Raw genomic sequence first — 15,673 nt, 5'->3', positions numbered from 1 at the left:
AAAACTTAATTTTAACAGGGGGCTTTATAGTATGTATATAGGCGTAGATTTAGGAGGAACTAATATTGCCACTGGTATAGTAAATGAAGAAGGAAAACTAATATATGATGATTCTGTGCCTACAGGAAAAGAGAGAAATTATAAGGTTATAGTTAATGATATTATAGATCTGATAAATAAAATAATTAAGGAAAGTGGAATTGAGAAAGAAAAGATTAAGGCGGTTGGCATAGGAATTCCAGGAATTGCTGAAGCAAATACAGGTAGAGTAATAAAATGTCCAAATTTAAATTGGAGTAATATCCCATTAAAACAGATAATGGAAGATAGATTAAACATTCCTGTATTTATCGATAATGATGCTACTTTAGCTGCGCTTGCAGAACATACAGCAGGATCAATGAAATATGTTAGTAGTGGAGTATTTATTACCATAGGAACGGGTATAGGCGGTGGAGTTATATTAGATGGCAAGATAGAGGCTGGATTCCACGGAATTGGTTCGGAAATAGGTCATATGATAGTTGGAAAGAATTATTATAATTGTGGTTGTGGCAGAAATGGATGTTTAGAAACTTTTGCTTCATCTACAGCACTAATTTCATATACTAAGAGACTTATAGAAAGTGGAGAAAAAACTGTTATTATAGATAAATTGAGAGGGAATATAGAAAAATTAAATGGTAAATTAATTTTTCAGGCAGCTAAAGAGGGAGATCCCCTAGCGAATAAGGCTGTCAATAGAATGGCTAAATATTTAGCAGTAGGAATTATGAATATAGTTTCTATCATTGATCCTGAAATCTTTGTATTAGGTGGTGGAATTTCTAAGGCAGGTGACTTTTTATTAAACAAGATTAAAGAAGAGGTATCTAGAATAAAGTACTATGAAGGGCTGCCTATAGGCAATATAGTTCTTGCAAAACTTGGAAATGAAGCTGGTATAATTGGGGCAGCAATTCTTGGAAAGTTGAATTTAGAAAAAGAAAGAAAAATATGATGATAGAGGAGGAAGTAAATTCCTCCTTTAAATTTTTAGGTTTGTTATTACTGACAATTGCTACATTTTTTGATATGATATTTCCTATAGTTAATACTGAATAGGATATATGTAAAATACTTTTATTGAGAGTGCTTTATTAATTAAAGGAGTGAAGAATGTGAAACTAAGAGTTCTGGTAGATAATAATACATACATTGATCAATATTATTGTGGTGAACCTGCTGTTTCATACTATATTGAAGATGAAGATGTTAAGTTACTATGGGATGTAGGTTATTCTGACTTATTTTTGAGAAACTCAGCTGCATTAGATATAGATTTAGAGAGTATAAGTATTATTGCTATTTCACATGGTCATGATGATCATACAAAGGGATTAAAATACTATTTTGATCAAAAATATAAAAATCATATTTCTATTATTGCCCATCCAGATGCATTTAAAGAAAAAATAATAAACAATATGAAAATTTGTTCTCCTATTTTAGGGGAAGAACTAAAAGAAAAGTGTAATTTAAATCTTTCTAAAGAACCTGTTAAAGTCAGCAAACATATAACTTTTTTAGGAGAAATACCAGAAATAAATGAATTTGAAAATAGAAAATCTATTGGTAAACAAGTTATTGGTAAAGATTTAGTTGATGATTATATAAAAGATGACACAGCACTTGCATATAAAAGTGAAAATGGAATTTACATTATTACAGGATGTTCCCATAGTGGCATATGTAATATAGTAGAATATGCAAAAAAAGTATGTAAAGATAATAGAGTATTAGGAATTATAGGAGGATTTCATTTATTTGAAGTAACTGAACAGGTTAATAAAACTATTACTTATTTAGAAAATAACGGAGTAAAAGAATTATATCCTTGCCATTGCACTTCATTTGCTGTTAGAGCAGAGATGAATAAAACTCTGCCTATAAAAGAAGTTGGAGTTGGTTTGGAAATAAATTGGTAAAACTTAAAGGGCAAATTAAATAATTGAGGAATGTATATGGATTGCTAATTATAAAAAATAACTTTATGGGGGGAATTTAATATGCCAGTAAAATGGATTTCTAAAGATAAGTGTATGACTTTATTATCAAAAGCGGTATATGGAAGGCTTGCTACATCTGGAGAAGATGCTCAACCTTATATAACGCCTATAAATTTTGTGATTTATAATGATAAAGTATATTTTCACACAGGTTTCAAAGGAAGAAAATTAGATAATTTAAGTAAAAATCCAAAGGTTTGTTTAGAGGTTAGTGCATCTGGTAAAATTTATGCAACACCTCATGCTAGAAATTTTACAATGAGGTTTTGGAGTATTTTAGTTTTTGGAAAAGCCACTATAGTTAAAGATAAGGAACTGAAATTAACTGTACTAAACTTACTCATGGAAAAGCATGCAAAAGGATATAAATATGAGCCTCTTTCTATTGATGATATGGAAATTGTAAATATTGTTGAAATATCCATGGATGAAATAACCGGAAAGGTAAGTGTGGATCCTAGCTTATAATAAATTTTATAGTAGATTTAAAGAATTGTATCCAGTATTAAAAAACACCTTTAAAGAAAAAGTATGAAAACCAAATTTGGGATATATTATTATATGAAGGCAGTATTCTTTATATGTTTCCATTAGATAGAAATAAGTCTAATATACTTGAAATTAATCCCAAAGTATGTAATTGACTATAAAAAATAAAGAAACTACCATAGTATATAAGTAGAGCAGCTTTTATGCTTAATTATATCTATAGAAGGTGAAATAAATGGATAAATTTTTTATAAGTAAATTTTTAAGTGAATTATTCTCTGATACTTTTGAAGTACATTATTGGGATGGCACTAGCGAAAAACATGGTGAAGGGGATATTAAGTTTAAGATATACATAAGAGAAAAAATATCAAAGAAAGATATTTTAACTGATCCATTTCTTGCATTTGGAGAAGCTTACATGAATAATAGTATAGATTTTGAAGGTAATATTCAAGAAGTAATAGAATCTGTATATAAAAATGAAAAAAGTTTCTTACATAATTCGTCAGCTTTTGCCAAATTGTATAAAATAGCATCTAATAGCATAAAAAACAGTAAGGAAGATATTCAATATCATTATGATTTAGGGAATGATTTTTATAAATTATGGCTAGATGAAACAATGAGTTATTCCTGTGCGTATTTTAGAAAAGAAGATAATTCTTTATATGAAGCACAAATGAATAAAATACATCATATATTGAAAAAGCTTAATTTAAAGAGCGGAGATAGATTACTTGATATAGGATGTGGTTGGGGAGAATTAATAATTCTTGCAGCAAAAGAGTACAATGTTAAGGCATTAGGAATAACCTTAAGCCAAGAACAGTTCAATAAAGTAAAGGAAAGAATCAAAGAAAACAACTTGGAAGGACAAGTAGAAGTAGCATTAATAGATTATAGAGAGTTAATTAAGAAAGGAGAGAAGTTTGATAAAATAACCAGTGTGGGAATGATAGAACATGTAGGAAGAGAAAACATTCCTTTATATATAAAAGAAATAAAGGATCTTTTAATACCTAAAGGAGTAGGATTACTTCATTGTATTACTGCACAAAAGGAAGGCGAAGCTAATCAATGGATTAAAAGATACATATTCCCGGGAGGATATATACCATCTATAAGGGAGTTGGTATATAATATGGGTGAAAATGACCTGCATTTAATTGATTTAGAAAGTTTAAGATTGCATTACAAGAAAACATTAGAATGTTGGGCGGAAAACTTTGAGAAAAATATTGAAAGCATAAAACAGATTAAAGATGATAAGTTCATTAGGATGTGGAGATTATACTTAAATTCCTGTGCAGCATCTTTTCACTATGGGCCAATAGATGTACACCAATTTTTATTTACAAGAGGATTAAATAACGAACTACCATTAACAAGAGAGAGTTTATATAAATATGATTAATAGAATAAAATCTTATCAACTTAAGAGTGCTGATAGTATTCTCTTACAGTAAATATTTAATTAAAGAATTCAATAAGGATGGAGATTTATACCTTTTATAGGGTATAGATCTCCATTTTTAATTAAATTTTATATAAAATCCTCTATTTAATAACAGATTATATGTAAAATGCAAGGGGTATTTAGTTGAAAAGATATGAATCAACTTGAATTTTAAACATGCAATAGTTGAATTATTTTCTCCAACGTTAATCAATTTAATCTTGTTTTATTTCCCTTTAACTAGTATTAAAATGAATTTAGAAACACATTTTGACATTTTTAAATTTGAAATGTGTAAATTTTATACCTTGTCATTTAAGAACTTAGAATTTAAAATCTGCGCAGATTTTAATGCTATAAATGTAGTTAGGGGGAAGAATATGAAAAAAGTTAGTATACTTACAGCCGAAGAAGCAGTTAAATTAGTTAAAGATGGTGACACAGTTACTACAACTGGTTTTGTTGCTAGCTGTAACCCAGAAACATTAACTAAAGCATTAGAAAAAAGATTTTTAGAGACTAGTTTTCCTAAAAATTTAACACTTTTCTATCCATCATCTCAAGGTAATAGAGATGGAAAGACTGGTGGAGATCATTTTGCACATGAAGGTATGATTAAGAGAGTAATAGCAGGACATTATGCTACTGCACCAAGATTAGGAGAAATGTGTGTTAGTAATAAATGTGAAGGATATAACCTACCTCAAGGAGCACTTTTATATTTATTAAGAGATATTGCTGGACATAGAATTGGTACACTTACAGAAGTTGGTTTAGATACTTTTGTAGATCCAAGAAATGGTGGAGGTAAAATAAACGAAAGAACAACAGAAGATTTAGTAGAAGTTGTAGAAATAAATGGTAAAGAAATGCTTTTATATAAAGCTTTCCCTATAAATGTTGCATTTATTAGAGCAACATATGCAGATGAATATGGTAATATAACTTTTGAAAAAGAAATAACTCCTCTTGAAGGAACATCAATAGCACAAGCAGCTAAAAATAGCGGCGGTATAGTTATTATACAAGTTGAAAAGGTTGTCAAAGGAGGTACATTAGATCCTAGACTAGTAAAAATTCCAGGAATCTATGTAGATGCTGTTGTAATAGCAAATAAGGAAGACCAAGAACAAAGTATGGGACAAGATTATGAACCAGGAATTTCTGGAGAAGCTAAAGTTATCATAGATAACCCTAAACCTTTAGCATTAAGCGCTAAAAAGATTATTGGTAGAAGAGCAGCTATGGAATTAGAAGAAAATGCGGTTGTTAACTTAGGAGTAGGAGCACCAGAATATGTTGCTCAAGTTGCAAGTGAAGAAGGAATTGGAGACTACATGACACTAACTGTTGAATCAGGACCAATAGGAGGTATTCCTCAAGGCGGACCTAGATTTGGATCAAGTTTAAATCCAGATTGTCTTCTTGACCAACCATATCAATTTGATTTTTATGATGGCGGCGGTCTTGACATGGCATATTTAGGATTAGCTCAATGTGATGAGAATGGTAACATTAATGTTAGTAGATTCGGTTCAAAAATAGCTGGCTGTGGTGGATTTATCAATATAACTCAAAATTCTAAAAAAGTATTTTTCTGTGGTACTTTTACAGCAGGCGGTTTAAAAACAAGAATTGAAGATGGAAAATTAATAATAGAACAAGAAGGTAAAGAACGTAAATTTATAAAACAAGTTCAACAGGTTACATTCAGTGGAAGATATGCAGTTAAAAAAGGACAACCTGTACTATATATAACAGAAAGAGCTGTGTTTGAATTAAGAGAAGATGGAGTTCACTTAATAGAAGTTGCTCCAGGAATAGATATCCAAACACAAATTGTAGATTTAATGGATTTCGTTCCTAAGTATGATAAAGATAAAGTTAAGATTATGGATTCAAGAATATTCAGAGAAGAAAAAATGGAATTAAAAAAATAATATAAATAATTAAAATTTAAATATAATATTTAAATATTAGGAGGAAAAAAATTATGAAACCTATGAGAATGCACCACGTTGGTATTATTATGCCTACAAAAGAGAAAGCACTAAAATTTCTTGAAACATTTGATTTAGAAATTGACTATTCAGGATATGTTGAAGCATACTCTGCTGAGGTAATATTCACAAAATATAAAGAAAATGAAAGCCCAGTTGAATTAATTATTCCAACATCAGGAGTTCTTACTAAGTTTAACGACGGAAAAGGTGGTATTGCTCATATCGCATTTGAAGTTGATGATATTGAAGCTATACGTCAAGACTTTGAAAGCAAAGGAATGCAAATGCTTGAAGGAAAAGCTGTACAAGGAACAAGTGACATTATAGTTAATTTCTTAAGACCAAAATACGGACAAGGAATACTTGTTGAATATGTACAAAGTGTTGGACCAATTGAAAGATAATTTCATATAGAATATCTTTGAATTTTATCCAAGATAATTTTTAATCAAATTTGTTAAATAAATAACCATGATAAATAAGAAGTAGGTAAAAACTATTAACTATAAAAAGGAGGATATACAATGTTTACAATGGGAATTGACATTGGTTCTGCATCCTCAAAAGTAGTAATTCTTGAAAATGGAAGTAAGATTATTGCTGCAGAAGTTGTTCAGATTGGAACAGGCTCTACAGGACCTAAACGTGCATTAAATCAAGCTCTTACAAGTGCAGGGCTTAAGATAGAAGATATAGAAAAAGTTGTTGCTACTGGTTATGGAAGATTTAATGTGGAAGAAGCACAAAAACAAATCAGTGAAATTAGTTGTCATGCTAAAGGAATTTTCTTTTTAGTACCTACAGCAAGAACAATTATAGACATTGGGGGTCAAGATGCTAAGTCAATTAGACTCGACAGTAAAGGTAATGTTAAGCAATTCTTTATGAATGATAAATGTGCCGCTGGAACAGGACGTTTCCTTGATGTAATGGCCAGAGTTCTTGAAGTGAGACTGGATGAAATGGCAGAATATGATAGCCGCGCAACAGAACCAGCCACTGTCAGCAGTACTTGCACAGTTTTCGCAGAATCTGAGGTAATATCTCAGCTTTCAAAGGGAATTGCTAGGGAAAACATCATTGCCGGAGTTCACCAGTCGGTTGCTAGCAAGGCTTGTGGCCTAGCTTATAGAGGTGGATTAGAAGATGATGTTGTTATGTGCGGAGGTGTTGCACAAAATGCAGGAGTTGTTAGAGCCATAAGCAGAGAACTTAAAAGACAAGTTATTGTAGCGCCAAATCCTCAAATTACAGGTGCACTTGGTGCAGCTATATTTGCCTATGAGGAAGCTAATAAATCTAAAAAATAAAATAAAGGGAAGAGGGATAAAAATGACTGATATAGCAGAAATGAGTGCAAAACAATTATTAGGTTACTATCAGGAAAAATTAGATGAAGAAGCAAGACAAGCTAAAAGAGAAGGAAAACTTGTTTGCTGGTCAGCATCTGTTGCTCCTCCAGAATTTTGTGTTGCTATGGATATTGCTATGGTATATCCTGAAACACATGCTGCTGGAATAGGTGCAAGAAAAGGTGCACTAGATATGATTGAAGTTGCAGATAGAAAAGGATATAATGTTGACCTTTGTTCTTATGCAAGAGTAAATCTTGGCTATATGGAACTTTTAAAAGAAAAGGCTTTAACAGGAAAAACTCCTGAAAAGCTTGCAAATTCTCCAGCAGCAGATGTACCACTTCCTGACCTTATAATAACATGTAATAATATTTGTAATACATTATTAAAGTGGTATGAAAATCTTGCAGCAGAATTAAATATTCCTTGTATTATAATTGACGTACCATTTAACCATACAATGCCAATTCCACAATATGCAAAAGATTATATTGCTGAACAATTTAAGGAAGCTATTGCTCAACTTGAAGAAGTTTGTGGAAGAAAATTTGACTATGATAAATTCTTAGAAGTACAAAAACAAACTCAGCGTTCTGTTGCTCAATGGAACAGATTAGCTTCTCTACTATCATATAAACCATCACCTTTAAATGGTTTTGATCTTTTCAACTTTATGGCACTTATCGTTTGTGCTAGAAGTAGAGATTATGCTGAAATTACATTTAAGAAATTTGCAGATGAACTTGAAGAAAATCTTAAAAATGGAGTTTATGCATTCAAAGGAAATGAACAAAAACGTGTTACTTGGGAAGGTATAGCTGTTTGGCCACACCTTGGACATACATTTAAAACATTAAAAAATACTGGTACTATAATGACTGGTTCAGCTTACCCTGGTATTTGGAACCTTACTTATACACCAGGAGACATGAGCTCAATGGCAGATGCTTACACTAGAGTATATATAAATACTTGCCTTGATAACAGAGTTAAGGTTCTTAACGATATAATTACCGGAGGAAAATGTGATGGTGTTTTATATCACCTTAACAGAAGCTGTAAGCTAATGAGTTTCTTAAATCAAGAAACTGCTGAGATTTTACAACAACAAAATGGATTACCATATGTAAGTTTTGATGGAGATCAAACTGATCCTCGTAATTTTGCTCCTGCACAGTATGAAACACGTGTACAGGCGTTAGATGAAATGATGAAGCAAGGTAAGGAGGAATAATAATGAACAGAATCGAAAGTATTATAAATGAATTAGCAGCAATTTCAAGTAACCCTAGAAAAGCTATGGAAGATTATAAAAAAGAAACTGGCAAGGGTGCAGTTGGTATTATGCCTGTTTATTCTCCAGAAGAAATAGTTCATGCAGCAGGTTTCCTTCCTATAGGTATTTGGGGTGGACAAAAAAGTATTTCTAAAGCACGTGCATATCTACCTCCATTTGCTTGTTCAATAATGCAATCTGTTATGGAAATGCAAGTTGAAGGTGTATACGATGATTTGGAAGCTGTAGTTTTTTCAGTTCCTTGTGATACATTAAAGTGTCTTAGCCAAAAATGGAAAGGAAAATCTCCTGTAATTGTATTCACTCATCCTCAAAATAGAAAGATAGAAGCTGCAAACAAATTCTTAGTTGAAGAGTTTAAGCTTGTACGTGAAAAATTAGAAAAAATATTAAATGTTAAAATTACAGATGAAGCAATAAGCAATAGTATTGAAATATACAATGAAAATCGTAGAGTTATGCGTGAATTCTCAGATATTGCAGCTGAGTATCCACAAGTTATTGATCCAATAAAACGTCATGCTGTTATAAAATCAAGACTTTTCATGGAAAAATCAAAGCATACAGCTATGGTAAAAGAATTAATTGCAGAAATTAAAGCTCTACCTGTTGAACCTTGGACAGGCAAGAAGGTTATTTTAACAGGTATTACTGCTGAACCAAATGAAGTATTAGAAATTTTCAAAGAGAATGGTTTAGCCGTTGTTGCAGATGATCTTGCACAAGAATCAAGACAATTTAGAATTGATGTTCCAGAAGGAACAGATCCATTATACAGATTAGCTAAATGGTGGCAAAACTTTGACGGATGTTCTCTTGCTACAGATGCTAAGAAGCCAAGAGGCCAAATGCTTATAGATATGGTTAAAAAGTATAATGCAGATGCAGTTGTTATTTGTATGATGAAATTCTGTGATCCTGAAGAATTTGATTATCCAATTTACTATGCACAATTCGAAGAAGCTGGAATTAAAAACTTATATATAGAAATAGATCAAGAATCAACAGCTTTTGAACAAGTTAAAACAAGAGTACAAAGCTTTGTTGAAATGATGTAATTTTAGAGTAGAATTAAATATATTTTATTAAAAGTAAAAACCTTGTAAGGCTTGAAAAACATGCCATTGCAAGGTTTTTCTTTCTTTTGAACTTAGGTAACATTGAATTTATAAACTATAATTGTTATAATATATACAAAGTTTGTTGGAGCTATCAAGTCTATAAACTAGCAATATTATAGAATTGATTTGTTTTTTTTGCCTAAAGTTTGGAGGTGCCAGATGAAAAAAACAAAAAAGTATGGTTCTATGTTAAAAGAACTATTACGTTTTACTGATACTAAATTTATAGTGTTATCTAAAGCTGTAGGATATGACATATCATATATAAGTAAATGGTGTAAAAATATTAAAATACCTACTCTTAAAAATATTTCAACTATTAATGATAAAGCGGCAACAATTTTTTCAGATGAGATTATAAGGCAGGGTAGAGTTGATGAATTTTATAAAACTTTCGAAATTGAAGAAATTGTAAAGAGTGATGATCCATCAATTAGTAATATATTAAAAGATCACATATATGATTTATTACATAATGCATATAAAAAGTCGGAAAACGATTTATATGGAGTACCTGAAAAAAAGCAGGAAGAAATGAAAGTTATCCTTGGCAAAAATCAAGCTACTGATTTTATAAGAGATATTATTTCTACTACTATTGAGAATTCAACAACTGATATTGAATTTCTATCTACAATCGATATATGCAAATCTACCTCCAATATCAATCTTGACATAATGGAAGAATATAAGTTTAAAGATATTAGAGTTAGTGCTAAAGTTGGATTAGATATGAATGAATTTGAAAGGAATCCTAATTTTTATTTGTGGAGAATTTATTTTATATTAAACAAAAGATGGAATGTAGAATTTGATTTTTTTGATAATAAAGACATGGATAAACTAAATATAATAGCAATTAGGGATAAATTTGCTATTATTGTTTCTTTAGATTCAGATGGATTGATAGAGATAGCAAATGTCATAACAGATCAGGAAACAGTAAATAAAATTTATGATAAAACTGTCTCAAAGTTTAGAATAGGAGATATTTTAATTAAGTCCACAGAGACTTCGGCTTTAGAACAAGGTGGATATAGGACAGATTTTTATTCTAATGATGAGTTTAAATTTCTTTCTACTAGAGGATTTGAATTTCTACTACCTTCTGAAGTTATTTCAGACATCATTGACACAGCATATAGGCAAGGCTTTGGAGATGCTACAGCTTTTTTAATTAGAAAATTACAAATTACATGGGAAGAGAGATTTGAAAAAAGCACAATTAATTTTATCATAGTAAAGTCTGCACTTATGAAGTATATTGAAGATGGGGAGATAGTATATAGTGACATTGTGTATAATTTATCTACAGAGCAAAGGAAGAAACATGCCCTTAATATAATAGAATCTATGAAGAAAAATAATGATATTAAGTTTACAATTCTGGATGATGAATTACTTAATTATGGAATAAAATTTTTTAAAATTTCAGTTTATGCAAATAATAAAAAAGTTTTTTTGAAGAAGAATTCAAGTTATATTACTAATTCTGCACCTTTGTTTTATACTATTATAAATGAAAAGCTTGTTAGGCATATTAACGAATATCTATTATTCATAAAAGATAAGGATTTTTGTGTAGAATATGATGTTAATGCAGTAGAACAAATTTTTGAAAAGTATGGACCTATGTTTTTTAGAATGATAGAAGCAAAAGATTATAATAAGAAGCCAGAGTAAATATTAAAGTGCTTTTGTTTTTACGAAGATAAATCCAACTATTACCATAAGAAGTTAAATTATAAAACAACACAAATTTAATAATTTGCATTATATGTTGAAAATTGCACTAAAAACAACTATAATATAGGTGTAATTTAGCTTTTTATAAAGAAATATGAAATATGATGTTAACTACTAAAATTTTTTATAGAGCACAGATTATTACTGTTTTCTATTAAATACCTATTCATAATTTGATATGGAGGTTAAGAAATATGAGAGTAGAGCAGAAAAATATACTGGTAATTGATGATTCTGCAAGTGTTAGAAACTTTATAAAAAATATTTTAGAGGAAGCTAATTATAATGTTTGTGAAGCTTGTAATGGTAAAGAAGGAATTGAAGTATATAAGAAGAATGGAAATATTCATCTTATAATTACAGATATATTTATGCCTGAAAAGAGCGGATTAGATGTGGTAATAGAATTGAAAAGGGAGTATAAAGATATAAAAATAATTGTTCTTTCCGATGGAGGAAAAGATCACTTCTCAAATGAATTAGGTACTTGTGAAGCATTAGGAGCTACTTATTTTATAAAAAAAGATTTAGTTAAAGCTGAACTTGTTAATTTAGTAAATAGAGTTTTTTCAGAATAACATTGCTATTTTAGAAATTAAAAACTTCTTAAGGGTTTAAATACTTAAGAAGTTTTTTTATGAAAAATTATAAAGAATAAATAAAGTTTAAAATTAATTGGATTATTTACTGTATAATTTAAAGAGGACATAATGATTTGAGAGAGGGGGGCTTTAAATGGAATACAGTAGACTAGATGAAAAAGCAAAAAAATCTTGGTTTATATCTAGACTAATTGCTCTGATTATTATAAGTGGAATACTTATAACTTTAAGAATAGTATTAAAAAACAAGCTTGCTAGCCATAGTTTTATTGCTAACATTGTAGTGGGTGTTATAGTATTACTTTTGATTATAAACACATTTATACATCCTTCAATAGAATATAAGCAATGGAAATATATAATTACTGAAGATAGAATAGAATTTATACATGGGATATATTTTTTAACGACTACAATAGTACCTATAGTTAGGATACAGCATGTTAAAATAAGCCAAGGGCCTATAAATAGGATATTTAATTTAGCTGATATTGAAATCCATACCGCTGGAGGAGTTCATGAAATTCCAGGTTTTCCAAAAGAAAAAGCTGAAGAAATATCAACTTATTTAAAAGACAAGGTTCACATAAAAGTAAATGAGAGGATAAAAGAGAAGCTTATAAATGAAGAAGAAAATATGCAGTTAAAGGGATGATGTTATGGATAAGGCTCAAAAAAATCACATTTCTTCAGTACTTGTTAGTATATTTAAGATGGTAAAAGAGATGACTTTTTTAATTGTTATACTTTTAGTTAAACTCCATTTAAAAGGAGTAATAGCTATAGCGGGTATGATTTTAATAATTATTATATTAGCTTTTATAAAGTGGCATAAAACTCTATTTTATATAAGTGATGATATTTTAGTTTATGAAACTGGAATATTAAAAAAGAATGTATTAAAGCTTTCTATAGATAAGATTACTACTGTAGATCTTGAGCAGAGTATAGTTCAAAAATTTTTTAATACATTTAGATTAAAGATAGATAGTGGAAGTATTCAGTCAAATTCCACTGAAATAGATATTATTTTAGCTAAAGAAGCAGCTTTTAAAGTAAGAGATATAATATTAAGTGCTGATACAGAAGTAGGAGCACCAGAAAAAAGAAAAATAGAGGATTACTATGAAGACAAGAAAAACATATTTGAAGTATCCTTAAAAGAACTTTTAATTGATGCTATAACAAAAAATAATTTTGTCTTTGGACTTGGAGTGATTTTTTCGGCATTTACTTTTTTAGATGATATTTTAGACGTTTTTGGAATAAAAGTATCAGAAACTCTAGATAAGTATTTTAATATAAGTGAATTATCAAGTAAATCAATGTCACTTATAATTATAAGTATTTTGCAACTTATAACTTTTTTTTGGATTGTATCTATAATATTTTCTATAGCATCAAATATAGTAAAACTCTATGGATTTAAAGTGTATAAACAAGGTGAAAATATAAAGATTGAGTATGGATTAATAAATAAAAAAGCCTACTCTTTGCCTACAAAGAGTATACACGCAATAAAACTTAAACAAAATTTTATAAAACAAAAATTTAATTTATATAACGTTGAAGTAACTACTATTGGATATGGAAATGAAGAAAAAGAAGAAGCTATATTATATCCTACAGCAAATATAGAATTTGTAAGGAAGCTAATATACGGGCTAGCCCCTGAATTTAGATATGAGTGCGAGATGTTTAAGCCACCGAAAGAAGCTATAAGTAAGTTCTTATTTATACCAATAACAATTGCTATAGCATTTTGTTTAGTTTTAACTAAGATATTTTCAAAGGGATATTTAAGCTTCTTAGTATTACCATTGGTAGTATTAAATGGATATATAAATTTTAAAAATACTTCTATGGGTTTTGATGACAATATATTTGTAGGTGCTTTTGGAGGATTTTATAAAAAGATTGTAGTAGTAAAAATACCAAGTATACAGTCTCTTTCCATTACTTCAAACTATTTTCAAAGAAGAAAAAATCTATGCAGTTACAATGTAGAGTATTATGGCAATAAACTTAATAGTAGTATAGATATTAAGCATTTAAAAAATTCATATTTTGTAGAACTAAAGGAAAAAATAGATTATTAAAATAACCTTAACATATTAGAGGAGAGTTTTAAATGAATGTAAAAATGAATATTCATTTAAAACAGAGCCTTAAAATTAAATGTGTTTGCAATATAATTATCTATTTAGCTGAAAGATTAATATGTGTAACAGCTTACATAATAATCTTTCAGCTTTTATTTTTAACTTAATACTTATAATTAATATAAAGCGAAAAATAAGGCTAATAGTACGTGCTCTTTACATATATGATACAATACTTACTATTAAAAAAAGATTTAGTATATACTTAATTGCGGTTTATAAATAATTATGTTATAAAAGTAACTAATAAATTTTAAAAAATTTTAAAATAATATATTGAAATTAAATATTAATTGTAATATAATTTAGTTAAGTTATGTGTAAGCGATTACACATTCTTGGGTAGGAGGGCATAAAATATGGCTATTACAATCAACGATATCGCAAAGAAAGCTGGGGTGTCATCTGCAACAGTATCGAGAGTTTTAAATAACTCTGGATATGTAAAAGAAGAGACAAAACAAAAGATTTTAGAAATAATGAAAGACTTAAATTATTCACCTAACGCCGTTGCTAGAAGCTTGTCAAAAAATACAACCAATATAATTGGAGTGCTAGTTCCTGATATAAATAACCCGTTTTTTGGAGAGGTTATAAAAGGAATATCTATGATAGCAGATAGTGAAAACCTAAACATGCTTTTAGCAGATACGGATGAGAATATAGAAAAAGAATTTAAAGCATTAGAACTTTTGAAAGAACAAAGAATTAGGGGGATAATAATTACTCCTACCTCTGATAAAAATCAATTTAATGCTGATTATTTAAATGCCTTAGAAAACTTAGGAATACCTATTGTCTTAATAGATAGAGATGTTAAATATTCAAATTTTGATGGAGTTTTTTTGGATAATATTAACGGAGCCTTTGAAGCTACCGAAGCCTTAATAAAAGAAGGTCATAAGAAAATTGCAATAATTGCTGGCCCAACTACATCAAAACCTGGCAGAGATAGGGTTAGAGGTTATGAAAAGGCTATGGCAATGAACAGATTAAATATAGATGAAAATTACGTTTTTTATGGAGATTTTAAGCTAGAGAGTGGTTATAACATAACAAAAGAAATTATGAAAATGAAAGACAGACCAACCGCTATATTTACTTGTAATAATATGATGACCTTAGGTTGTATTAAGGCACTGTATGAAGAAAATATAAGAATACCTGAAGATATAGCAATTATAGGATTTGATGAAATAGAAATGTTGAATGTATTAGGGATAAAGGTAAGTGTTGTTTCTAGACCTACAACAGAAATGGGAAAGGTTGCAATGACTATATTATCTGAGAGATTGAAAAATAACGATGATCCTCATACAAAAAGGATAATATTATCACCTAAATTAATATTAAAAGGATCAGAAAAATTAGTTGGAAATAATAAATAAATT

The 15,673-nt window shown here is 29.2% G+C and carries 14 protein-coding genes; all 14 read left to right on the top strand.

Going from position 1 to position 15,673, the window contains the following annotated elements; translation table 11 throughout:
• The first annotated feature begins 31 nt into the window (after positions 1–31).
• A complete protein-coding gene (locus tag ACWW38_RS01525; RefSeq protein WP_456259070.1) occupies positions 32–1,000 on the top strand; it encodes an ROK family protein in 969 nt (322 codons plus the stop codon).
• Between the two features lie 160 nt (positions 1,001–1,160).
• The gene (locus ACWW38_RS01520) at positions 1,161–1,967 is read left to right on the top strand and encodes an MBL fold metallo-hydrolase (protein ID WP_456259069.1); all 807 of its coding nucleotides are present in this window, start codon (positions 1,161–1,163) and stop codon (positions 1,965–1,967) included.
• An 81-nt stretch (positions 1,968–2,048) separates the two neighbouring features.
• Positions 2,049–2,516, top strand: a complete 468-nt coding sequence (locus tag ACWW38_RS01515; RefSeq protein ID WP_456259068.1) for a pyridoxamine 5'-phosphate oxidase family protein — start codon at positions 2,049–2,051, stop codon at positions 2,514–2,516.
• A 256-nt stretch (positions 2,517–2,772) separates the two neighbouring features.
• Positions 2,773–3,954 carry a class I SAM-dependent methyltransferase gene (locus ACWW38_RS01510; RefSeq protein ID WP_456259067.1) on the top strand — a complete coding sequence of 394 codons (1,182 nt, stop codon included), beginning with the start codon at positions 2,773–2,775 and terminating at the stop codon, positions 3,952–3,954.
• 422 nt (positions 3,955–4,376) lie between these two features.
• A complete protein-coding gene (locus ACWW38_RS01505) occupies positions 4,377–5,936 on the top strand; it encodes an acyl CoA:acetate/3-ketoacid CoA transferase (protein ID WP_456259066.1) in 1,560 nt (519 codons plus the stop codon).
• A 53-nt stretch (positions 5,937–5,989) separates the two neighbouring features.
• Complete coding sequence (locus tag ACWW38_RS01500) at positions 5,990–6,403, top strand: VOC family protein (RefSeq protein WP_456259065.1); 414 nt, start codon at positions 5,990–5,992, stop codon at positions 6,401–6,403.
• Positions 6,404–6,523: 120 nt separating this feature from the next.
• Positions 6,524–7,309 (top strand): acyl-CoA dehydratase activase, encoded by a 786-nt coding sequence (locus tag ACWW38_RS01495; RefSeq protein ID WP_456259064.1) that lies wholly within the window; start codon positions 6,524–6,526, stop codon positions 7,307–7,309.
• A 22-nt stretch (positions 7,310–7,331) separates the two neighbouring features.
• Entirely contained in the window at positions 7,332–8,588 is a 1,257-nt protein-coding gene (locus ACWW38_RS01490) for a 2-hydroxyacyl-CoA dehydratase subunit D (protein WP_456259063.1), read from the top strand.
• 2 nt (positions 8,589–8,590) lie between these two features.
• Positions 8,591–9,709 carry a 2-hydroxyacyl-CoA dehydratase subunit D gene (locus ACWW38_RS01485; RefSeq protein ID WP_456259062.1) on the top strand — a complete coding sequence of 373 codons (1,119 nt, stop codon included), beginning with the start codon at positions 8,591–8,593 and terminating at the stop codon, positions 9,707–9,709.
• Positions 9,710–9,931: 222 nt separating this feature from the next.
• On the top strand, positions 9,932–11,455 hold the full coding sequence (locus ACWW38_RS01480; RefSeq protein WP_456259061.1) for a hypothetical protein: 1,524 nt from the start codon (positions 9,932–9,934) through the stop codon (positions 11,453–11,455).
• Positions 11,456–11,712: 257 nt separating this feature from the next.
• Positions 11,713–12,096 carry a response regulator gene (locus tag ACWW38_RS01475; protein ID WP_456259060.1) on the top strand — a complete coding sequence of 128 codons (384 nt, stop codon included), beginning with the start codon at positions 11,713–11,715 and terminating at the stop codon, positions 12,094–12,096.
• Positions 12,097–12,253: 157 nt separating this feature from the next.
• Positions 12,254–12,775 carry a PH domain-containing protein gene (locus tag ACWW38_RS01470; protein WP_456259059.1) on the top strand — a complete coding sequence of 174 codons (522 nt, stop codon included), beginning with the start codon at positions 12,254–12,256 and terminating at the stop codon, positions 12,773–12,775.
• A gap of 4 nt (positions 12,776–12,779) precedes the next feature.
• A complete protein-coding gene (locus ACWW38_RS01465) occupies positions 12,780–14,219 on the top strand; it encodes a PH domain-containing protein (protein WP_456259058.1) in 1,440 nt (479 codons plus the stop codon).
• A 422-nt stretch (positions 14,220–14,641) separates the two neighbouring features.
• On the top strand, positions 14,642–15,670 hold the full coding sequence (locus ACWW38_RS01460) for a LacI family DNA-binding transcriptional regulator (RefSeq protein ID WP_456259057.1): 1,029 nt from the start codon (positions 14,642–14,644) through the stop codon (positions 15,668–15,670).
• The last annotated feature ends 3 nt before the right edge of the window (positions 15,671–15,673 follow it).

The sequence above is a fragment of the Clostridium sp. JNZ J1-5 genome (assembly GCF_053901425.1).
This window is presented reverse-complemented; position numbering and strand designations above follow the sequence as displayed.

Excerpts from the sequence above, each read along its gene's own strand:
- ACWW38_RS01525 (WP_456259070.1), top strand. The coding sequence starts at position 32 with ATGTATATAGGCGTAGATTTAGGAGGAACTAATATTGCCACTGGTATA.
- ACWW38_RS01515 (WP_456259068.1), top strand. The coding sequence starts at position 2,049 with ATGCCAGTAAAATGGATTTCTAAAGATAAGTGTATGACTTTATTATCA.
- ACWW38_RS01510 (WP_456259067.1), top strand. The coding sequence starts at position 2,773 with ATGGATAAATTTTTTATAAGTAAATTTTTAAGTGAATTATTCTCTGAT.
- ACWW38_RS01505 (WP_456259066.1), top strand. The coding sequence starts at position 4,377 with ATGAAAAAAGTTAGTATACTTACAGCCGAAGAAGCAGTTAAATTAGTT.
- ACWW38_RS01500 (WP_456259065.1), top strand. The coding sequence starts at position 5,990 with ATGAAACCTATGAGAATGCACCACGTTGGTATTATTATGCCTACAAAA.
- ACWW38_RS01495 (WP_456259064.1), top strand. The coding sequence starts at position 6,524 with ATGTTTACAATGGGAATTGACATTGGTTCTGCATCCTCAAAAGTAGTA.
- ACWW38_RS01490 (WP_456259063.1), top strand. The coding sequence starts at position 7,332 with ATGACTGATATAGCAGAAATGAGTGCAAAACAATTATTAGGTTACTAT.
- ACWW38_RS01485 (WP_456259062.1), top strand. The coding sequence starts at position 8,591 with ATGAACAGAATCGAAAGTATTATAAATGAATTAGCAGCAATTTCAAGT.
- ACWW38_RS01480 (WP_456259061.1), top strand. The coding sequence starts at position 9,932 with ATGAAAAAAACAAAAAAGTATGGTTCTATGTTAAAAGAACTATTACGT.
- ACWW38_RS01475 (WP_456259060.1), top strand. The coding sequence starts at position 11,713 with ATGAGAGTAGAGCAGAAAAATATACTGGTAATTGATGATTCTGCAAGT.
- ACWW38_RS01470 (WP_456259059.1), top strand. The coding sequence starts at position 12,254 with ATGGAATACAGTAGACTAGATGAAAAAGCAAAAAAATCTTGGTTTATA.
- ACWW38_RS01465 (WP_456259058.1), top strand. The coding sequence starts at position 12,780 with ATGGATAAGGCTCAAAAAAATCACATTTCTTCAGTACTTGTTAGTATA.
- ACWW38_RS01460 (WP_456259057.1), top strand. The coding sequence starts at position 14,642 with ATGGCTATTACAATCAACGATATCGCAAAGAAAGCTGGGGTGTCATCT.